The organism is Microbispora sp. CSR-4, from assembly GCF_008033685.1.
Taxonomy (GTDB): domain Bacteria; phylum Actinomycetota; class Actinomycetes; order Streptosporangiales; family Streptosporangiaceae; genus Microbispora.
The window spans coordinates 1-18,485 of record NZ_VJVX01000066.1 but is presented as its reverse complement, the minus strand read 5'-3'; the positions used below and the strand labels follow the sequence as shown (position 1 = coordinate 18,485).

The following is an 18,485-nucleotide window of genomic DNA, read 5'->3' as shown; positions in this document are numbered from 1 at the left end:
GCCATATTCCGGAAGTGGATCGTCCGGAATGCACCGTAGCCTGTGCCGCATGACCGAAAACGTCCTCCATGAGCCGCCGGTCGCCGGTGACGAAATCGACACCTTGCTGGGCTCCCTTGACCGCCAGCGCCGGATCTTCGCCTGGAAGTGCGGCGGGCTCGACGCGGCCGGTCTGCGGGCGACCACCGCCGCGTCGTCGATGACCTTGGGAGGGCTGCTCAAGCACCTGGCGCTGGTGGAGGACGACATGTTCTCGCAGAAGCTGCTGGGGCGACCTCCTGCGCCGCCGTGGGACACGGTGGACTTCGACGCCGACCCCGAGTGGGAGTGGCGCACCGCCACCGACGACACCCCCGAGCAGTTGACGACGTTGTGGCAGGACGCCGTGGCCCGCTCCCGGGCCAACGTACGGCAGGCGCTGGCCGAGGGCGGCCTCGGACGGCTCGCGGTGTACACCAGCTCACGCGGCGAGTCGCCCAGCCTCCGCCGCCTGCTGATCGACATGATCGAGGAGTACGCCCGCCATGCCGGGCACGCCGACCTCATCCGCGAGTCCGTGGACGGCCTGGTCGGAGAGGACCACCCGTAGAGATGAGGCAGGACATCACCGAGCCGATTCCCGCCGATCGACTCGTCGTCGTCCCCGCCGACCAGGCGTCGTGGGACGACCTGGAGGCCGTCTTCGGCACGACGGACTGCCATTGCCAGCGCTACAAGATCTTCACCTACCAGTGGCACTCGGTGTCCGACGCGGAACGCGCCGCGCGCCTGCGCGAACAGACCGGCTGCGGAACCCCCGGCGCCCGGTCGACCAGCGGTCTCGTGGCCTACCTGGACGGTGAGCCGGTCGGGTGGTGTGCGGTCGAGCCCCGTACGGCCTATCCCCAATTGACCCGCACCCGCGTCCCCTGGAAGGGGCGGCAGGAGGACCAGGCCGACGACAGCGTCTGGGCCGTGACCTGCTTCGTCACCCGCAAGGGCTTCCGCCGGCGCGGGGTGACCTACGCGCTCGCGCAGGCCACGATCGATTACGCGCGCGAGCGGGGAGCCCGGGCCCTGGAGGTATACCCGATGATCACCAGGCCGGGGGTCGAGATCACCTGGGGCGAGCTGCACGTCGGCAGCCGCGACGTCTTCCTCGACGCCGGGTTCACCGAGGTGAGCAGGCCGACCCTCAGACGAGCCGTCGTACGGATCGACTTCTGACCTGCCGATGTTCGGCGTACGGCGGGTCGGCGGCGCGCTCAGCTGACCCGGCGGTCGGCGGCCCGGTCGGGCGACGATCAGCCGACGGCGCAGCTGGCCGGCGGCTTGGTCCGCCGGGGCGCGGTCAGTCGGCGATCGCGATGCGGAGGCGGCGGAAGCCGCGGCCCTTGCTCTCGATCTTGGCGACCTTGATCCTGCCGATCTGCTTGGTCGAGGCGACGTGCGTACCCCCGTCGGCCTGGGTGTCCAGGCCCACGATGTCGACGATCCGCACCTCGGGGATGCCCTCCGGCACGAGGTTCGTCGCGGTGCGGATGATGTCGGGGATCGCGAACGCCTCCGCGCGGGGCAGCACCCGTACGTCGATCCGGCGGTCGGCGGCGATCTCGGCGTTGCACGCCTCCTCGACCGCCTCCTTGAACCCGGGCGGCACCTCGGGGAGGTTGAAGTCCATCCGCGCGGTCATCGGCTCCATGTTCCCGCCGGTGACCAGGGCTCCGTAGTCGCGGAAGACGACGCCGCACAGCACGTGCAGACCCGAATGCGTGCGCATGAGCGCGGAGCGCCGCTCGTCGGCGACCGCCGCCCGCACGACCGTTCCGGCTGGCGGGATCGGGTCGTCCGCAGCGGGGATGAGGTAGAGGTCGTCGCCCTTGCGTACACCCTCGATGCGGGTCTCGACGCCCTGCCACAGCAGCACGCCGTGGTCCGGCGGCTGGCCTCCGCCGCCCGGATAGAAGGCCGATCGGTCCAGGACGATCCCGTCCGGCGTGGCCTCCAGCACGACGGCCTCGAAGGACCGCAGATCCTGGTCGGTCAGCTCCAGTCGCCTCGTCCGCCCATGCAGATCGAACGTCACCTCACCGAGTCTAGCCACGGTAGGCGAGGCGGGACCGGCCCGAGCACAAGCCGCACGGCCCAGTCAATGCCGTCGGTCAGAACCGGACGAGCCCGGTCGGCGAGAAACGCTTTGACGGAGTGAGTGCTCACTCCGTACGGTCGAGGCATGACGAAACCCCCACCGAACGCCCCTGACGCAGCCCCTGCCGGACGCCGCCGGCCAGGCGCCGAGGGCCCGAGCATGAGCGCCGGGCAACGCCGCGCCGTGAACGTGACCGTTCCGCTTATGGCCGAGCGCGGAGCCGCGGTGACGATCGGTCGGATCGCCCCGGCGGCGCTGTCCGCCCGGTTTCGCCGGCCCGACGCGAACGGCGAACCGATCCTCTTGGCCTCGCCGATCGAGCCCTTCCCGCACGGCGCGTTCGAGCACGCGAAACCGCCGGCCAGGTCTCAGGGCGGTGCTTAGTGGACCGGGGTGGGGGCGGCATCGAATCGGCGATGCGCCGCCTGCCACTCGGGTTGGACGACCCGACCAGCATCGCCGACAGCGGGCTGACCGGCCCTATCGACATTCCGGACACCACGCCGCGCGAACAGCCCAGAGACCTGAGGTCGCGGTGGCGGCGGATCCGGCAGACGGTCGCCGGCACCGCGCGCGGGCTGCCGCGCGTGGTCGGGCTGACATGGCAGGCCAGTCCCGTGCTGACCGTGGTGATCGGCGCGGTCACCATCGTCAGCGGCCTGCTGCCCACCGCCTCGGCGTACATGACGAAGCTGCTGATGGACTCGGTGGTCGAGGGCATCCAGGTGCACGCCCAGCACCGTTCGGACGTCGTCATGCTGACGGTGCCGCTGTTCCCGGGCATCGCCATGACGTCGGTCGCCAAGATCGTCGCAGTGGCCGCGCTGCAGTTCCTCCTCTTCACGGTGACCACGGTCGTCACGTCGCTCACCAACATCGCCCAGCAACTGCTGCAGGAGAAGATGGTGCTCACCATCCGCCACAAGGTGATGGCGCACGCGAGCGACCTGCATCTCGCCTTCTTCGAAGGCTCCCAGTCCTACGACCTGCTGCGGCAGGCCGACCAGGAGGCGCCCAGCCGCCCGCTGTCGATGATGAACTCCGCGTTCGGCCTGGTGAAAACCGTGATCACGTTCTGCACGATGATCGCCATGCTGATCGCGATCAGCCCGTTGCTCGCGGTCGTCGCGCTCGTCACCCCGATCCCCGCGTTCGTCTCGCAGACCCGATACTCCGCCAGGAGCTTCGCGTTCAGCTTCCTCGGCTCACCGATCCGCCGCCGGATGGAGTATCTGGCCGGGCTCGTCACCACCGACACGTACGCCAAGGAGATCAAGCACTTCGGGCTCGGCTCCTATCTCGTCGACCGGTTCCGCCGGCTCGGCCAGGTCTACTACGAACGGCAGCGCAAGCTGATCGGCACCCGCAACGCGGCCGCCGCCGCGTGGAGCATGCTGACGACCCTCACCAGCTCCGGGATCTACCTCTACATCGCGGTGCAGGCCGGCTCGGGCCGGCTCACCCTGGGTGATCTCGCGCTCTACACCGGCGCCGCGACCGCCGTGCAGGGTGCCGTCCAGGGCCTGTTCCTGGGGTTCAGCGGCATGTACGAGAACAACCTGTTCCTTGACCTGCTCTACCGCTTCCTCGGCACCCGCCCGGAGATCCGCAGGCCGGAGCGGCCCCGCCCAGTGCCGGCCGACGTACGGGGTCACGTGCGGTTCGAGGATGTCTCGTTCAGCTACTCCGGTTCCGACGTCAAGGCGCTCGACCGGGTCGGCTTCGAGATCCGTCCGGGCGAGGCCGTCGCGGTCGTCGGCCGCAACGGCGCGGGCAAGTCCACCCTGATCAAGCTGCTGTGCCGGTTGTACGACCCGACGGAGGGCCGGATCCTGCTCGACGGCGTCGACATCAGGGAGTACGACCCGGAGGACTACCGGGCCAGGATCAGCGCGATGTTCCAGGACTTCGTGACCTATCAGGCCACCGCGAGCGAGAACATCGGCCTCGGCGACCTCTCGCATCTTGAGGACAGGGAGGCGATCGCGGACTCCGCCGAGCGGGCCGGGATAGCCGAGCGCCTCGAGCGGCTGCCCAGGGGCTTCGACAGTCCGCTCGGCCGGTGGTTCGACCAGGGCGTCAGCCTGTCCGGCGGTGAATGGCAGAAGATCGCGCTGGCCAGGGCGTTCATGCGCGAGTCCGCGATCCTCGTGCTCGACGAGCCGACCTCCGCGCTCGACGCGCAGGCCGAGCATGATCTGTTCACCCGGCTTCGCGCCCTGGCGGCGGGACAGACGACGCTGTACATCTCGCACCGGTTCTCCACCGTCCGCCAGTCCGACCGGATCATGTTCCTGGAGGACAGCAGGCTCGTGGAGGACGGCGCCCACACCGAACTGATGCGGCTCGGGGGCGGATACGCCGAGCTGTTCACCCTCCAGGCGTCGGCGTACCTCCACGACGAGGAGGCTGGCCGCCTCCCCTGATCACACCCCTTCTAACCCGAAAGTTTCGGAGGGGCTGCCGGGTGTTTTACGGCGGTCGGGAACCCGCTGGCATGCCTTTCATCAGCCACGACACCGTGTACGCGAGCTTGCGGGCGGTTTTGACCTCTTGACGTAGCACTATCGCGTTCCTATGGTCTGCATTACTTTCGTAATGTCACAGAAACTTTCGGGCGTACGTCGTCTGAAGATGGAGTCATCGTGGTCAACCGAAGCCGTCGCCCACGCAGGCCACGTCTTCTCGCCGCTCCACTGGCCGCGATAGGTCTGCTGCTGGGCATGGCACACCCGGCGCTGGCCGACAACCCGACTCCCACGGTCGTCGACTCGGCCCGCGGCGGCGGGCGGTCGGTCAGCTTCACCTTCGACGACGGGCCGAACCCGCCCGACACCCTGCGCCTGCTCGACGTGCTGCGCGAGCACCGCGTGAAGGCGGTCTTCTGCCTCTGGGGCGAGCATGTGCGGCAGCACCCGGAGGTCGTCCGGCGGATCGTCGCCGACGGGCACACGCTGTGCAACCACGGCATGCGCCACGACGACATGGCGACCTGGCCGGCCGAGCGGATCCGCGCCGATCTGCTGGAGACGACCGCCGCCATCCGCGCGGCCGTACCAGGGGCGCGCATCCCGTACTTCCGTGCCCCGTACGGCAACTGGGGACAGACGCCGGCCGTCGCGGCAGACCTCGGCATGCAAGCGTTGGGGTGGCGTCTGGCCATCGGCGACTGGGAGACGCCGGGCACCGCCGAGCTGGTCCGCCGCCTGAGAGAAGGGATCACACCGGGGGCGGTGGTCCTGATGCACGACGGCGGCGGGGACCGAAGTCAGACCATCGCCGCCGTCGACACGGTCATTCCCGCGCTCCGGTCGGAGGGATGGCGCCTGTCGCTGCCCGCCCGCCGGGGCTGACCCGATCGCAGTACCCATCAACCCCCTACTTTCATCCCCCGAGGAGTTCGTGTGCTTCGTTCCGCACTGTCCATCGGCCTCGTGAGCGCCACGGTCCTGCTGAGCGGGGCGGCTCTCACCGGCTCGGCCTCGGCCGAGCCCGGCGCCGCCCCCGCCCCTCCTCCGCCCGGCCCCGGGCACTCCGCGCCCGTCCCCGCGGACTCGCTGCGCGCTCTCGGCGACCGCATCGGCCTGCGCATCGGCACCGCCGTGAACACGGATGAGCTCGGCAGCAACGCCGAATACACCCGGATCACGGCCGAGCAGTTCTCCAGCGTCACCCCGGAGAACGTGATGAAGTGGCAGCTCGTGGAGCCCAACCGCGGCACGTACGACTGGGCCGCGGCCGACCGGCTGGTCTCCTTCGCGAAGAAGAACAAGCAGCTGGTCCGCGGTCACACGCTGGTGTGGCACAACCAGCTGCCCACCTGGCTCTCCTCCGACGGCTTCACCACCACGCTGTCGAACAACGAGGTGAAGGCCGTGCTCAAGAAGCACATCCAGGACCAGGTGAAGCACTTCAAGGGCGACATCTGGCAGTGGGACGTCGTCAACGAGGCGTTCGACGACGACGGCAAGCCCCGCGAGACCATCTGGTACAAGGCGTGGGGCGGCCTCGGCTACATCGCCGACGCCTTCCGCTGGGCACACGAGGCCGACCCCAAGGCCCTGCTGTTCTACAACGACTACAACCTCGAGTTCACCGGGCCGAAGAGCAACGCGGTGTACGACTTCGTCAAGACGCTGAAGGCGCAGCGCGTGCCCATCGACGGCGTCGGCTTCCAGGGCCACCTGGACACCCAGTACGGCTTCCCCGACCTGCAGAACAACCTGCAGCGCTTCGCGGACCTCGGCCTGAAGGTGGCCGAGACCGAGGTGGACGTCCGCACGTTCACCGAGGCCGCGCCGAACGTGAACACCCCGACCAACCCGCTGGCCGTCTACGCCCAGGAGAGCTACTGGTCCCGCGCTCTGAAGGCCTGCCTGGCGGTGCGCGAGTGCATCTCGTTCACCCCGTGGGGCTTCGGCGACACCTACTCCTGGATCCCCGGCTGGTTCGCCGACCCGCAGGAGGGCGCCGCCCTGCTGTATGACGCGGACCTGAAGCCCAAGTCGCAGTACTACGTGATCCAGCAGGACCTCGCACTCGCCGCGGGCGCGCCGCGCCGCGACGGCGGAGGCCCGGGCCGCCCCTGACCGACCCGGCAGAACCGGCCGAACTGACCGAACCGGCCGAACCAGCCGGACTGATCGCATCGGCCGACGGGCACGGGGCCGCACTCCACGAGGCGGCCCCGTGTGCCACATCCCGCCGTACGACGCCTGGCGGCGGCGTCCTCTTCCCCAGGGATATGCCGCCAGGCGCTGTGACCGCCGGATGACCAGATCCGCTCGTTCCGCGATCGCGGGGCGGGCGGATCGACCACAGGCGTCCCTCCGCCAATGTCAGGCCCATCTCAGTGGACGGGCCCCGCCGACTTGACGGCGCTGTCCGCTCGGGCGGGCAGGAGCACGGCGGTGACGACCACGGCCACAGACAGCACGGCGCCGATGACGAAGGCCAGCCGCATGCCGTCGAGGTCGGCGAGCGCCTCCGCGACTCCCGCCGATCGCAGGGCATCGGCTCGCGCGCTCATCACGGTGATCACCAGCGCGGTGCCGAAGGCCGCGGCGACCTGCTGCAGCGTGCTCAGGATCGAGCTGCCGTGGGAGTAGAGGTTTGGGGGCACCGCGCCGAGCCCGAGGGTGAACACCGGGGTGAAGGTCGCGGCCAGGCTCACCATCAGCAGCGCGTGCAGCGCCAGGAGCTGCCAGTAGGGCATGGTCATGGTGACCTGGGTGAAGCCGGCGAGCGCGAGCGCGATCCCGACAGCGCCGGGAATGACCAGGACCCGGCCGCCGAACCGGTCGAACAGGCGGCCGACGGGCGGACCGAGCAGCCCCATCGCGAGACCGCCCGGCATCACGAGGAGCCCGGTCTCCAGGGGGCTGAGCGCGCGGATGTTCTGCAGATACAACGGCAGCAGGATCATCGAGCCGAGCATCGCCATGAAGGACACCGCCATCAGGATCAGCGCGACCGTGTAGGTGCGGTGGCGCAGGGTGCGCAGGTCCATCAGCGGCACGCCGCGCTTCTGCAGCGACATCTGGCGGACGACGAAGACGGCGATGGCGGCCAGACCGCCTCCCACGATCGCGGCGGCCACGCGAACGTTGCCACCCTCGAACCGGCTGAGCCCGTAGACCAGTCCGCCGAAGCCCACGGCCGAGGTCACCACGCTCAGCCAGTCGATCGAGCTGACCTGGGTCTCGCCGACGTTCTTGAGCTGCTTCAGGCCGCGCCAGGTGATCATCCCGGCGATGGGGAGCACCACGGCGAACAGCAACCGCCAGGAGCCGAACTGGAGGATCACGCCCGACACCGTCGGGCCCATCGCGGGCGCGACCGAGATGGCCAGGCTGACGTTGCCCATCACACGGCCCCGCTCCGACTCGGGCACGACCTGCATCAACGTGGTCATCAGCAGCGGCATCATCACGGCCGTGCCGCACGCCTGAACGATGCGGGCGCCCAGCAGCACCTCGAACGACGGCGCGACGGCGGCCAACGCCGTGCCGAGCAGGAACAGGCCCATCGCGGTGGCGTACGCGCGGCGCGTGGTCACCCTTTGCAGGAACCAACCGGTGATCGGGATCACGGCGGCCATGGTCAGCATGAAGGCGGTCGAGAGCCACTGCGCGGTCTGCTCGGTGATGTGCAGAGCGCCCATCAGCCGCGGGATCGCGTTGATCATGATCGTCTCGTTGAGGATGACCACGAACGTGGCGAGCACCAGCAGCCGGATCACGGCCGGGGTGCGTCTCGAAACCGCGGTCGCGGGTTCGGCTGGGGAATCGACCTGTGCGATGGACATGGCACCTCGATCAAGGGTTGTAGGGGGACGACGTGGTCGCTGCTGGCGTCCCAGCCTGGGCTCCCACAAGGACTTGAGGTTCACGGCAAGCCTGACAGGCGCCACCGACAAAAGATCTTCGCCCCGCCCGTGCCGGCCGGCGCGCGTGCCGGCCGACGGAAAAGGGCCGTGGACCAGCGCCGGCCGGATCTCCCGGCGGCCCGTCATGGTTCCGTAAGCATTCGCGAGGCCGGGCGGCGGTACGGTCGCGATTGTGCTTCCGAATGTCCTTTCCGGCGCGGGCGGCGCGGATCATGGTTCGCCGCCGTTCCGGGAAAAGAGGCCGCGCCATGGTGCGTGATTCCGTCGTTGATTCCGCCGTGAGAGAACGGGCCGAAACGCTTCTTCGAAGTGTGCCCGGCCGTTTCGGCAGCGTGCTGCATTCCGAGCGCGTGGCCGCCCGGCTCGGCATGTGGCTCGGGATCAGCTTCACCGTGGCCTTCGTGACCGGCCTGATCAGCCACTTCATGCAGCATCCACCCGGTGGCCTGGCGTGGCCGTCCCGGCCGGTCGGGCTTTATCGGGTGACGCAGGGGCTCCACGTCATCGGCGGGCTTGCGACGGTTCCGCTGCTTTTCGCGAAGCTCTGGACCGTTTATCCGAAGCTGTGGCAGTGGCCGCCGTTCCGGTCGCTCTCCCACGCCATGGAACGCGCGCTCGTGCTCGTTCTCGTCGGGGCTTCGCTATTCCAGTTGGTCACTGGATTGCTGAACATCTCGTACGTTTACCTGTGGCCGTTCTCTTTTCCCGTCGCGCATTACTGGACGGCATATCTCCTGTACGGCGCCCTGATCATCCATGTCGTCAACGAGTGGGCGAAGATACGCAGGAACCTGTGGACGCGGGAGCAGGTCGATCCCCCGGAGACGGTGACGGCGCGGCGCCGCTTCCTCGGCACGGTGGCCGCCGCGTCGGGCCTGACCGTGCTGTTCACGGTGGGCGAGACGTACGCGCCGCTTTCCAGGCTCGCCCTGCTGGCGCCGCGCGACCCGCACATCGGCCCGCAGGGCCTGCCTGTCAACAAGTCCGCCGAGGCGGCGGGCGTGACCATCGTGATCCACGACCCGGGATACCGGCTCACCGTGACCGGCGCGGTGCGCACGCCGCTGTCCCTGGCGTACGACGACCTGCTGCGGCTCCCCCAGCACACCGTGCGGCTGCCGATCGCCTGTGTGGAGGGCTGGAGCGCCGAGGCCGAGTGGTCGGGCATCCGGCTGCGCGACCTCGCCGCCCTGGCGGGCATCGCGCCGGACGCCGTTCTCACGGTCGAGTCGCTGGAGAGAGGCGGGGGCTACCGGTCGAGCGAGGTGCGGCCACCGCACTGGAACGACCCGCTCACGCTGCTGGCGCTGCGGATCGGGGGCGCGCCGCTCGCCCCCGATCACGGCTTCCCCGTACGGCTGATCGCGCCGAACCGGCCGGGCGTGCTGCAGACCAAATGGGTGTCGAGGGTGGTGGCGGCGTGAACGCACCGCGCTTGCCGAGACGCTTGCCGAGACGCTTGCCGAGACGCTTGCCGAGACGCGTGAACGCACCGCGTCTGCTGGGATACGCGATCGGCGGCGGCCTGGTCCTCACCGGACTCACCGGCCTGCTCGTGGACGCCCGCCACAGCGACCCGCTCGGCTGGGCGCTGTGGTTCGGCGGCTTCGTCGTGGCGCATGACGGGGTGCTCGTGCCGCTCGTCCTGCTCGTCGGCGTGGCCGCCGGGAGGCTGCGTACGCCACCGTGGGTGCGGGCCGGGCTGATCGTCGCGGCCGTGCTGTCGTTCGTCGCCCTGCCGATGGTCACGGGTCTCGGCCGCCGGGCCGACAATCCGTCACTCCTGCCGCTGGACTACGGGCGCAACCTGCTCGTCGTCCTGGGCCTGGTCGCGCTGGTGACGGCGCTCGGCACGATCGCCACGCGGCTGCGGCGCCGCCGCGGTTAGCAGCGCGCTCAGCCGGTGGTTGGTCTCGGTCACGGCGTCGACGAGGTCCCGGTAGGGCTCGTCCCAGGGGTCCTTCAGCCCGAATCCGCGGTGGGGGTTCTCCAGCCAGCTGCACCAGTGCCAGCCCAGGCACCACGGGCGGGCGGCGAACGCCTCGGCCGCCGTCGCGTACCCCTCGCCGCGTTCGCGCTGGTCACGGCAGGACCCCGTACGGCCAGGGCTCATCGTCGTCGGGCACCAGTTGCCGGTGTCGGCGATCAGGACGGGCCGGGTGGTGCGTTCGTGCCACCGTTCGATGCGGTCGAGCGCCGCATCGAGGTGGCCGGGCCCGGGAGGGGGGAACGTCTGCACCGACAGCACGTCGACGTACGGCGCCATGGCGTCGAGCACCGGCTCGGGCACCCCGGCCCGGGTGCCGTAGCGGTCACCCAGGATCAAATGGTGGGGATCGTGCCGCCGGATCGCCTCGGTGGCGACGCGATAGTAGGCCTCCGCGATCGCGGAGAGCTCGTCGGGCGGGAAGCCGCCGCCCGCCGGGTGCGGCCCCCAGCCGGGCACGTCGGCGAGGAAGTAGCCGAGCAGGTTCGTGTCGTCCGGGCGGCACAGCGTCCTGGCCAGGTGATCGCACCACTCCGCGAAGGCAGGCGTACGGGGATCGCGGTAAGCCGGCGACCCGTTCCACAGCTCGATCTCGGCCACCCGCAGCGACAGCGTGTACGGCAGGCCCGACGCGGCCAGCTCGTCGGGCGGCAGGCCGTCCGAGTGTCCGAGGTCGACGGGGCCGCCCTCCGTGGCGAGACCGGTGCCGCTGACGTACTCCGAGGTCCAGCCGATCGTGTTGAACCCCCACGAGGTCATCTCCGGCACCAGTCCCTCGCGCAGCCAGCGTCCGCGTGACCCGCCATAACGCGTCCGGTAGATCCCGATGTTGTGCGGATAACGCAGGTTGGTGTCGTCCGCGTGGACGACCCCGACGGACAGGAAAGGGGACCCGTCAGGCGTACGCAGCGACCAGCGGTCGCGGCGCTCGATGGTGAAGCGGCCTCCGGCCGCGGGGTCTCCGGTCACAGCGCGCCTCCTTCACGGCTTTTGACGAGACGAGACATCTCGTCTCGCGACGACCATACACGAGACGAGATGTCTCGTCTCCACTACAGTGGACCCATCCCCGCCGATCCCGCCCGCCGCAGCCAGGAGTCCTGGCGGGCGATCCTCGACGCCGCGTACGCCCTGTTCGTGGAGGGCGGCTACCAGTCGGTCACCATGGGCGGCATCGCCGCCAGGGCGGGCGTGGGCAGGCAGACGCTCTACCGGTGGTGGCCTTCGAAGGCGGCGATCGTCTTCGAGGCGTTCCTCGACAAGGTGAGCATCGGCCCGCTCCCCGCCGACGGCGACCTCGCCACCGGCGACCTCGCCACGCTCCTGCGCGCCTACGCGCACGGATTCCTCACCCTGTACGTGGACGGGGCCGGGGGAAGCCGGCTACGGGAACTGATCGGCGCCGCGCAGACCGACCCCGACCTGGCCCGCGCCATGGCGGAGCAGTGGTTCGAGCCCCGGCGGGCACCCGTGCGAGAGGCGCTGCGCGAGGCGCAGCGGGCCGGGGCCGTCCGCGCCGACGTCGATCCGGACACGGCTCTCGACCTCGTCTTCGCGCCGCTCCACTATCGGCTGCTGGTGTCGGGGCAGCCCCTCGACGCCGCGTACGCCGATGCCGTCGTCGACCTCTGCCTCCACGCGCTGCGCTATATCGCGTCGGACACCACGGCCAGCAGGCCCTCGAAATCGTCGTTGCAGGGGCCGCAGGCGCGCAGGTGAACGGCGATCCCCGGGTAGCGCCGCCGCGCGTCGTCCGGGTCCCGGGCCACGAGTTCGACGTACACGTGGAGCAGGTCCAGCGCCTTGTCGCAGCCCACGTCGCGCGGGTCGGTGCGCAGGAACCGGTCCAGCTCGTCCAAACCGTTCATGACCGCCTCGCAGTGCCGATGTCCAGGAAGCCTTGGGCGACGAGCGCGGCGCGCAGCTTGCGCCTGACGTCGAACATCGCCTTGTAGATCGCGTTGCGGTTCGTGCCCAGTTCAACGGCCACAGCGTCCGACGGGACGCCCTGCAGCACGATCGTGACGAAGATGTGGCGCTGCCGTTCGGTGAGCTCCTCATCCACGGCCCGGCGCAGCGCGTCGACCAGGGCGCGCCGCTCGGAGCGTTCGGCCGGGTCGAACTCGAACCGGTCGGGCAGGCGCTCCCAGTCTTCCCCCTCCAGCGGCACCCCCGGATCACGCCAGAAGTGGCGGCCGAGCTTGGCCGACACCTCCAGGACGGCGAACTTGTAGGCCCAGGTGGTGAACCGGCTCTCACCGCGGAACTGACCGAGCTTCGCGATGACGGCCAGCAGGGCATCGGCTGCGGCCTGGTGCGCCATGTCGTCCAGCTCGGGTCCGGACAGGCGCAGTCGCGGGGCACGCCTGCGCACCTCGTTGCCCGCCACGCGCAGCAGGATCGCGTGCAGCCGTTCCACGGCCGCCTCCCGCTCCGCTCCGGCGCCGCCGAGCGTACGCAGCCACTCGGCCGACTCGGCGTCGGCAGAGGCGAGGGTGGCCTGGTGTTGCCCGAGGCCGTGATCGGCCGCCATACGTCCGATGCTATTCGCCCGAACTCGTGAGGTAAGACCTCGCCCCGTGGTGACGCGAAGACAGTGACAACCCGAATTCGATACGACAGGGGGATCGAACATGACGCTGCTCAACCCTGGTGACCGTTTTCCCGATCTGGACGTGACCCTTATCGACGGAGAGACCCTGCGCCTGCCCGACGCGCTGGCCGGAAGCTTCGGCGTCGTGCTCTTCTACCGGGGTTCGTGGTGCCCCTACTGCAAGGCGCAGCTGCGCGCCTTCCAGCGGTCGCTGGACGCCCTGGGCGGCGTCGAGGCCAAGGTGGTGGCCCTGTCGGTGGACGACGAGGCCACGACGAAGGACCTGGTCACCACGCTCCGGCTGGACTTCCCGGTCGGCCACAGCGCCGACCCGGACCTGCTGGCTCGCACGACCGGCGCCTTCGTCAACGACGACCCCCGGTACGTCCAGTCGACCGGCTTCGTGCTCGACCCCGCCGGGCGGGTCGTCGTCAGCGTCTACTCCAGCGGCGCGATCGGCCGCCTCGTGCCCGACGACGTCGTCGGCCTGATCCGCTACATCAAGGAGCACTCGCCCGCCGCCTGACCTGCCACCCATGGCGGCAGGAGAGACAGAGACCCGGGCAGGCCGGACCGCCACCGGCCTGCCCGGCCGGGCCTCTCAACCGATCGTGACGTCCGAGATGTCGATCGTGATGGGAGCCCAGGAGAGGTCCGCCGTGCGGTCCTCGTTGCGCCGGTGGATGTGCCGCTTGACCGGAACGGGAATGCCGTCCACCACCTCGTGCGCCCGGATGTAGTGCGCCGTCTCCGACCCGCCGGTCACGTCGGGCTGGTAGTCCATCCGCCGCAGCAGCCCGGAGTCGTCGTAGTAGTAGAGCTGCGTCGCGTTGTGCGTGTGGATCGACGGCGGATAGGTGACGCTCAGCACCCGCCACTTCTCGCCGTTCTCGGTCCACGGCTCCACCTCGTGCGCCTCGACCCCCGGCCAGGTGAAGACGTACGGCTCGACGAGGTAGTGCCAGAGGGCGTAGCTGCGGAAATACGCGACCTGACCCACGTTCCACTGCGTGTCCCGCGTGTGGCCGTCGAAGGTGGACCTCGGCTCGGGCAGATCGGCCAGCACCTCGCCGTCCGGGCCGGTGACGGTCACCCGGTCCGCCTCGCGGTCGTACACGACCGTACGGCCGGTCTCGGGGCGGCGATGGACGATGCGCTCCTTCTGGAGGCTCACCTCCACCAGGTCGTCGCCGGCGAAGCCGGGCTGACCCTTGAACTCCCAGAAGGGACCACCGGCGGTGATGCGCGCGGTGAGAATCGACAGGTTCTTCCAGCGTTCGAGTCCGCCGTGCGCCTCCATGACGCGGGCGAGCAGTGCGTCCATCTCTAACTCCTAACTTCACACTGATTGCTCCTAAAGTAGGACCAGTTGCTCCTAGAGTAAAGTTGACCTGTGTCACAGCGAAGCTATGGGGACGGATGCGGCGCCGCCCTGGCGCTCGACGTCGTCGGCGAGCGTTGGGCCCTGCACATCGTGCGGGAGCTGGTCTTCGGCCCGAAAAGGTTTCGCGACCTGCGCAACGCCCTCCCCAACGCCAGCCAGAACGTGCTCAGCCAGCGCCTGCGCGAGCTGGAGAACGAAGGGGTGGTCCGCCGGGTGGAGCTCGGGCCGCCGGTCAGCGCCCGGGCCTACGAGCTGACCGACAGCGGCCGGGAGCTCGAACCGGTGCTGATCGAGCTGGCCCGCTGGGGCGCGCGCCGGGCGACACTGGGCGGCGCCGAGATGAGCACCGACGCGTTCATGCTGCTGCTCAAGGTTTTCTACCGGCCGCCCGCCCCGGACACACCGTCCCTGACGGTCCGGCTGGTCGTGGGCGTCGACGCGTTCGACATCACGGCCACGCCGTCCGGGGTGAGCGTGGCCCGCGGCGGACACTCGCAGGCGCACGCGACGGTGCGCGCCGACGTCCGTACGCTGCGGGCCCTGATCTTCACCGGCCTCACGGTGGCGGAGGCGGCCGACGCCGGCGACGCGCTGGTGACCGGTGACACCGACGCGGCCCAGCGGTTCTTCCGGCTCTTCGACAAGGGGCGCTAACGGAGCTGCCGGACCGGGGCGGCGGTTTCCACGGCAGTGCCGTCGGCGGTGGCGGTCACCCGGTGGACAGCGGCGCCGGGCACCCGCGAGACGGCCTCGGTGAGCACTCCGTCGGTGAAGAGGGCGGCCACTCCGTCATCGAGAGCCCAGCCGCCCGGCAGGCTGCCGTCGGCCACCGCGTTCAGGAAGGCAGGCCGCCGGTCGGCCTCCCCGTCGTAGTGGGGGCAGAAGCTTCCGCCGATGAGTCCCAGACCGTCCAGCAGAGGGCTCACCGGGCCGAACGAGTCGGTGAGGCAGGCGTCGAACCAGCAGGCCGCACCCGCGCTGATTCCGCAGAGCAGCACCCCGGCCTCGTACGCCTCGCGCAGCACCTCGTCCAACCCGTGCAGGCGCCAGACGGCGATCAGGTTGGCGGTGTTGCCGCCCCCGACGTACACCACGTCCTGCGACAGGATCAGGGCGCGCAGGTCGCGGTGCTCGCGGCGGAACAGCGAGAGGTGAGTGGGCAGGCAGTCACGGGAGGAGAAAGCGGCGTAGAAGCGGTCGACGTAACCCGCCGAGTCGCCACTGGCCGTCGGAACAAAACAGACCTTCGGGCGCTGCTTGCCCGTGGTCGCGAGGACGAAGTCGTCCAGCAGGGTGTCGGGGTCGTCGGAGAAGCCGCCGCCGAGCAGGACGATTCTTCGGGGGTGAGGCATGAGGCAGTGCTCCTTGTCCTCATCGAGAGCTGACCGGCGGCAACGCCCGCACCTGCGAGTCGAGAGGCCTGGCAGGGGGTGGTATTTCGATTGACACCGGCGCGGGCCCGTGTGGAGGGTGGCGTGGTGTCCGATGATCTCCCGCTGGACGTACGCGCGGCATTCGGGGTTCCGTCCGGTCCCGCGCGGCTGTTGCCCGGAGGTGGCGGCACCTGCTGGCAGGCGGGTGAGCTGGTGTTCAAGCCCGCCCCGCGTCCGGCGGTGGCGTCATGGCTGGCCGAGGTGTTCGCCGATCTGCGCGGTCCGGGTTTCCGGGTGCCCCGGCCCGTACGCGCGGCCGACGGCTCATGGGTCGCCGGCGGATGGGCGGCGTGGACCGTTGTCGAGGGCGAACCCGATCCCGTGACGCGCTGGCCGGAGCTCGTCGCGGCCGGCCGGGCCTTCCACGCGGCCCTCGCCGGCGTCCCCGCCCCGAGCTGGCTGGGGCGCGGCAGAAACCGCTGGGCGGTGGCCGAGCGGGTGGCATGGGACCAGGCCGAGGTCGAGCCGGCGCCGGAACTGTCGGATCTGGTGGAGGCCCTGCGCGCCGCCACCCGGCCGGTACGGCTGCCCAGCCAGCTCGTGCACTGTGACATCGCGGGCAACGTGCTGTTCGCGGATGGGCAGCCGCCCGCGGTCATCGACTTCTCACCCAGCTGGCGGCCAACGGGCTACGCCTTGGCGGTCGCCGCCGTGGACCTGCTGGCCTGGTCGGCCGCACCGCCCGGCATCCTCGACGAACTGGACGGCGAGGACGACATCGACCAACTGCTGCTGCGCGCCCTGATATGGCGCCTGGTCACCGAGTCGCTCGGCCGGCCGGACCCGGACAGCAGGCAGGCGGTCCGCCGCGCCAACGAACCGGTGGTCGAACTGCTGCTGTCACGCGTGTCCGGCCGGCCCATGACCACCGGACCGGCAACCGACGCCGACATCGCCGCCTCGGTCGGCCGCGCGCTGGGCTGCGAGATCACTGGTCTGCGACCGGTCACGGGCGGGCATTCCGTGGCGCGAATCGCCGACCGTGCCGATGGCGGTTCCGTATTCGTCAAAGCCGCCGCACCCGCCGAACTTGTCGTGGAGTCGGCGGTGTACGAGGCCCTCGGTGACCACCCGTTCCTGCCGCGGCTGCTGGCGAGCACCCGCGAGCCGATGCCGATGCTCGTGCTGGAAATGCTGGAGCAGGACCACTGGGTCCGCGAGTGGACCGCACCCCTGGTCGCGGCCACCAGGAAGCTGCTCCACGAGGTGCACACGCTGCCCGCGCCGTCCGGCGTACCGGTGTTGCGGGAGATGGCCAATCCCTGGGAGGCCATCGCCGCCGACCCGGCCCGCCTGCTGCGCATGGGCGTATGTTCACGCCGGTGGCTGGCCGAACACCTGGACACGCTCCATGCCGCCGCCGCCGAGGCACCCGTCGAGGGGGACAGCCTGATCCACCGTGACGTACGCGCGGCCAACCTCTGGTGGCATGACGGCCGCTTGGTGCTGGCCGACTGGGCGTCGGCGGCGATCGGCGATCCCTGGCTCGACCACCATCTGTGGCTCGTCGCCCTGCACGCCGAAGGCGGCCCCGCACCGGACACCGACCAGGGCCCGCACGCCACGGCCCACGCCGCGCTGATCGCCGGGCAGCAACCCCTGCTCGCCCCGGCGCGCGACGCCAACCCGGCCCTGTTCGACCAACGCCGGCGCCACCTCACCGTCGCCCTCTCCTGGGCCGCCCGCCTCCTGCACATCCCACCCCCACAACCACCGGCCTGACACGCAATGCCGAACCGGGCCGGGTTGGCCGGCTGAGGTCAGGGCGGCCGGGCCGATCTGTCCCACCTACACATCGGAAGGACATCCGCAATGCTCGACTTCGAGGCGACCTCCGGCGGCGTGCCGCTTGACGCGCTCGCCGTCCCCCGCAGGTCGGGCACCGAGCCCTTCACACAGGCCGGGGCTGCGGCAGGTGCCGTCCTGACCGACTTCTGGGCGTGGGCATGCTCCGACCTGATGAGCAATCGACTGCGCGGGGTCCTCGCCGAGTACATCGTTGCGTTGGCCATGGGTGCCGGCGATGGTGTTCGCACGGAGTGGGATGCGGTCGACCTGCGGCTGCCCGGCGGGCTGGACATCGAGGTCAAATCGGCGGCTTACGTACAGTCGTGGAGTCAGCAGCGGCTGTCGCGCATCGAGTTCAATGTCGCCCCCGCCAAGGGATGGGATGCCCGGACGAACACTGTGGCGACGGTGCCACACCGTCCAAGCCGGGTCTACGTCTTCTGCCTCCTGCACCACACCGATAAGGCGACGGTCAACCCGCTCGACCTGGACCAGTGGGAGTTCTACGTCACCCCGACCACGATGCTGGACGCCGCGTTGGGCACCCAGGCACGGGTGTCACTGGCGCGGCTGCAGACCATCACCTGAACCGCGCCGAGTTTCGTGGAGGCCGGGTTAGCTGGCTGGGGTGAGGATAGCCGTGGCGGTTTGTGTTCGGTAGTGGGTCTCGAATTCGGCTGGTGGGAGGTCGTTGCAGGCGCTGTGGAGGCGCCGGTTGTTGTACCAGTCGACCCATTCCATGGTGGCGATCTCGACGTCGTCCAGGCCGTTCCACGGGCCGCGC

At 70.1% G+C, this 18,485-nt stretch carries 21 protein-coding genes; 13 read left to right on the top strand and 8 right to left on the bottom strand.

The features are described 5' to 3' along the window. The first annotated feature begins 49 nt into the window (after positions 1 to 49). Together FLV34_RS33950 and FLV34_RS33945 are read left to right on the top strand one after the other, a co-directional pair. Complete coding sequence (locus tag FLV34_RS33950; protein ID WP_142650205.1) at positions 50 to 589, top strand: DinB family protein; 540 nt, start codon at positions 50 to 52, stop codon at positions 587 to 589. 2 nt (positions 590 to 591) lie between these two features. Next, positions 592 to 1,206 carry a GNAT family N-acetyltransferase gene (locus tag FLV34_RS33945; protein ID WP_147945046.1) on the top strand — a complete coding sequence of 205 codons (615 nt, stop codon included), beginning with the start codon at positions 592 to 594 and terminating at the stop codon, positions 1,204 to 1,206. Positions 1,207 to 1,330: 124 nt separating this feature from the next. Here the strand turns inward: FLV34_RS33945 and FLV34_RS33940 are convergent, their stop codons facing one another. Further along, the gene (locus FLV34_RS33940) at positions 1,331 to 2,065 is read right to left on the bottom strand and encodes an alanyl-tRNA editing protein (RefSeq protein WP_142650203.1); all 735 of its coding nucleotides are present in this window, start codon (positions 2,063 to 2,065) and stop codon (positions 1,331 to 1,333) included. Positions 2,066 to 2,287: 222 nt separating this feature from the next. Here FLV34_RS33940 and FLV34_RS33935 point away from each other — a divergent pair, with 222 nt between their 5' ends. The 4 genes from FLV34_RS33935 (at position 2,288) to FLV34_RS33920 (ending at position 6,717) form a co-directional block, all read left to right on the top strand. Next, a complete protein-coding gene (locus tag FLV34_RS33935) occupies positions 2,288 to 2,512 on the top strand; it encodes a hypothetical protein (protein WP_142650202.1) in 225 nt (74 codons plus the stop codon). A gap of 32 nt (positions 2,513 to 2,544) precedes the next feature. Continuing rightward, positions 2,545 to 4,554 carry an ABC transporter ATP-binding protein gene (locus tag FLV34_RS33930; protein ID WP_147945045.1) on the top strand — a complete coding sequence of 670 codons (2,010 nt, stop codon included), beginning with the start codon at positions 2,545 to 2,547 and terminating at the stop codon, positions 4,552 to 4,554. Positions 4,555 to 4,851: 297 nt separating this feature from the next. Beyond that, positions 4,852 to 5,481, top strand: coding sequence for a polysaccharide deacetylase family protein (locus FLV34_RS33925; protein WP_142650200.1), 630 nt, complete (start codon positions 4,852 to 4,854; stop codon positions 5,479 to 5,481). A 51-nt stretch (positions 5,482 to 5,532) separates the two neighbouring features. Next, positions 5,533 to 6,717: an endo-1,4-beta-xylanase gene (locus tag FLV34_RS33920; protein ID WP_142650199.1), complete on the top strand. Its 1,185-nt coding sequence runs from the start codon at positions 5,533 to 5,535 to the stop codon at positions 6,715 to 6,717. A 260-nt stretch (positions 6,718 to 6,977) separates the two neighbouring features. Here FLV34_RS33920 and FLV34_RS33910 read toward each other — a convergent pair whose 3' ends face one another. After that, positions 6,978 to 8,435, bottom strand: coding sequence for an MDR family MFS transporter (locus FLV34_RS33910; RefSeq protein WP_147945044.1), 1,458 nt, complete (start codon positions 8,433 to 8,435; stop codon positions 6,978 to 6,980). 413 nt (positions 8,436 to 8,848) lie between these two features. Between FLV34_RS33910 and FLV34_RS33905 the strand changes: the two genes are divergently transcribed. Then, positions 8,849 to 9,940, top strand: coding sequence for a molybdopterin-dependent oxidoreductase (locus FLV34_RS33905; RefSeq protein ID WP_261986001.1), 1,092 nt, complete (start codon positions 8,849 to 8,851; stop codon positions 9,938 to 9,940). Positions 9,941 to 9,999: 59 nt separating this feature from the next. Next, complete coding sequence (locus FLV34_RS33900; RefSeq protein ID WP_142650196.1) at positions 10,000 to 10,404, top strand: hypothetical protein; 405 nt, start codon at positions 10,000 to 10,002, stop codon at positions 10,402 to 10,404. Here the strand turns inward: FLV34_RS33900 and FLV34_RS33895 are convergent. Continuing rightward, on the bottom strand, positions 10,294 to 11,472 hold the full coding sequence (locus FLV34_RS33895; protein ID WP_222709720.1) for a hypothetical protein: 1,179 nt from the start codon (positions 11,470 to 11,472) through the stop codon (positions 10,294 to 10,296). The two genes, FLV34_RS33900 and FLV34_RS33895, sit on opposite strands and share 111 nt — an antisense overlap. A 69-nt stretch (positions 11,473 to 11,541) precedes the next feature. On the opposite strand from FLV34_RS33895, the gene FLV34_RS33890 reads away from it, so the two are divergent. Continuing rightward, positions 11,542 to 12,222 (top strand): TetR/AcrR family transcriptional regulator, encoded by a 681-nt coding sequence (locus tag FLV34_RS33890; protein ID WP_147945042.1) that lies wholly within the window; start codon positions 11,542 to 11,544, stop codon positions 12,220 to 12,222. Here the strand turns inward: FLV34_RS33890 and FLV34_RS33885 are convergent. Then, on the bottom strand, positions 12,150 to 12,371 hold the full coding sequence (locus FLV34_RS33885; protein ID WP_142650194.1) for a hypothetical protein: 222 nt from the start codon (positions 12,369 to 12,371) through the stop codon (positions 12,150 to 12,152). The genes FLV34_RS33890 and FLV34_RS33885 overlap by 73 nt on opposite strands. Next, complete coding sequence (locus FLV34_RS33880) at positions 12,368 to 13,036, bottom strand: RNA polymerase sigma factor (RefSeq protein ID WP_142650193.1); 669 nt, start codon at positions 13,034 to 13,036, stop codon at positions 12,368 to 12,370. The genes FLV34_RS33885 and FLV34_RS33880 overlap by 4 nt, the downstream gene beginning before the upstream one ends. 100 nt (positions 13,037 to 13,136) lie before the next feature. On the opposite strand from FLV34_RS33880, the gene FLV34_RS33875 reads away from it, so the two are divergent. Beyond that, entirely contained in the window at positions 13,137 to 13,622 is a 486-nt protein-coding gene (locus FLV34_RS33875) for a peroxiredoxin family protein (protein WP_142650192.1), read from the top strand. 75 nt (positions 13,623 to 13,697) lie between these two features. Here FLV34_RS33875 and FLV34_RS33870 read toward each other — a convergent pair whose 3' ends face one another. Further along, on the bottom strand, positions 13,698 to 14,420 hold the full coding sequence (locus FLV34_RS33870; RefSeq protein WP_147945041.1) for a hypothetical protein: 723 nt from the start codon (positions 14,418 to 14,420) through the stop codon (positions 13,698 to 13,700). A 69-nt stretch (positions 14,421 to 14,489) separates the two neighbouring features. Between FLV34_RS33870 and FLV34_RS33865 the strand changes: the two genes are divergently transcribed. Further along, positions 14,490 to 15,134, top strand: coding sequence for a helix-turn-helix domain-containing protein (locus FLV34_RS33865; protein WP_147945040.1), 645 nt, complete (start codon positions 14,490 to 14,492; stop codon positions 15,132 to 15,134). On the opposite strand, the gene FLV34_RS33860 is transcribed toward FLV34_RS33865, so the two are convergent. Next, a complete protein-coding gene (locus tag FLV34_RS33860; RefSeq protein ID WP_142650189.1) occupies positions 15,131 to 15,832 on the bottom strand; it encodes a peptidase E in 702 nt (233 codons plus the stop codon). The genes FLV34_RS33865 and FLV34_RS33860 overlap by 4 nt on opposite strands. A 126-nt stretch (positions 15,833 to 15,958) precedes the next feature. On the opposite strand from FLV34_RS33860, the gene FLV34_RS33855 reads away from it, so the two are divergent. Together FLV34_RS33855 and FLV34_RS33850 are read left to right on the top strand one after the other, a co-directional pair. Next, on the top strand, positions 15,959 to 17,635 hold the full coding sequence (locus FLV34_RS33855; protein WP_187280803.1) for a TIGR02569 family protein: 1,677 nt from the start codon (positions 15,959 to 15,961) through the stop codon (positions 17,633 to 17,635). Between the two features lie 90 nt (positions 17,636 to 17,725). Continuing rightward, positions 17,726 to 18,289 carry a hypothetical protein gene (locus FLV34_RS33850; protein ID WP_147945038.1) on the top strand — a complete coding sequence of 188 codons (564 nt, stop codon included), beginning with the start codon at positions 17,726 to 17,728 and terminating at the stop codon, positions 18,287 to 18,289. Positions 18,290 to 18,316: 27 nt separating this feature from the next. Here the strand turns inward: FLV34_RS33850 and FLV34_RS43495 are convergent, their stop codons facing one another. After that, a complete protein-coding gene (locus FLV34_RS43495) occupies positions 18,317 to 18,466 on the bottom strand; it encodes an integrase core domain-containing protein (protein ID WP_369074152.1) in 150 nt (49 codons plus the stop codon). Positions 18,467 to 18,485 lie beyond the last annotated feature (19 nt).

What these genes read in the sequence shown, in the direction of transcription:
- FLV34_RS33875 (WP_142650192.1), top strand. Translation starts at nt 13,137, where the DNA reads ATGACGCTGCTCAACCCTGGTGACCGTTTTCCCGATCTGGACGTGACC.
- FLV34_RS33925 (WP_142650200.1), top strand. Translation starts at nt 4,852, where the DNA reads ATGGCACACCCGGCGCTGGCCGACAACCCGACTCCCACGGTCGTCGAC.
- FLV34_RS33850 (WP_147945038.1), top strand. Translation starts at nt 17,726, where the DNA reads ATGCTCGACTTCGAGGCGACCTCCGGCGGCGTGCCGCTTGACGCGCTC.
- FLV34_RS33870 (WP_147945041.1), bottom strand. Translation starts at nt 14,420, where the DNA reads ATGGACGCACTGCTCGCCCGCGTCATGGAGGCGCACGGCGGACTCGAA.
- FLV34_RS33880 (WP_142650193.1), bottom strand. Translation starts at nt 13,036, where the DNA reads ATGGCGGCCGATCACGGCCTCGGGCAACACCAGGCCACCCTCGCCTCT.
- FLV34_RS33930 (WP_147945045.1), top strand. Translation starts at nt 2,545, where the DNA reads ATGCGCCGCCTGCCACTCGGGTTGGACGACCCGACCAGCATCGCCGAC.
- FLV34_RS33910 (WP_147945044.1), bottom strand. Translation starts at nt 8,435, where the DNA reads ATGTCCATCGCACAGGTCGATTCCCCAGCCGAACCCGCGACCGCGGTT.
- FLV34_RS33890 (WP_147945042.1), top strand. Translation starts at nt 11,542, where the DNA reads ATGTCTCGTCTCCACTACAGTGGACCCATCCCCGCCGATCCCGCCCGC.
- FLV34_RS33945 (WP_147945046.1), top strand. Translation starts at nt 592, where the DNA reads ATGAGGCAGGACATCACCGAGCCGATTCCCGCCGATCGACTCGTCGTC.
- FLV34_RS33950 (WP_142650205.1), top strand. Translation starts at nt 50, where the DNA reads ATGACCGAAAACGTCCTCCATGAGCCGCCGGTCGCCGGTGACGAAATC.
- FLV34_RS33885 (WP_142650194.1), bottom strand. Translation starts at nt 12,371, where the DNA reads ATGAACGGTTTGGACGAGCTGGACCGGTTCCTGCGCACCGACCCGCGC.
- FLV34_RS33935 (WP_142650202.1), top strand. Translation starts at nt 2,288, where the DNA reads ATGAGCGCCGGGCAACGCCGCGCCGTGAACGTGACCGTTCCGCTTATG.
- FLV34_RS33860 (WP_142650189.1), bottom strand. Translation starts at nt 15,832, where the DNA reads ATGCCTCACCCCCGAAGAATCGTCCTGCTCGGCGGCGGCTTCTCCGAC.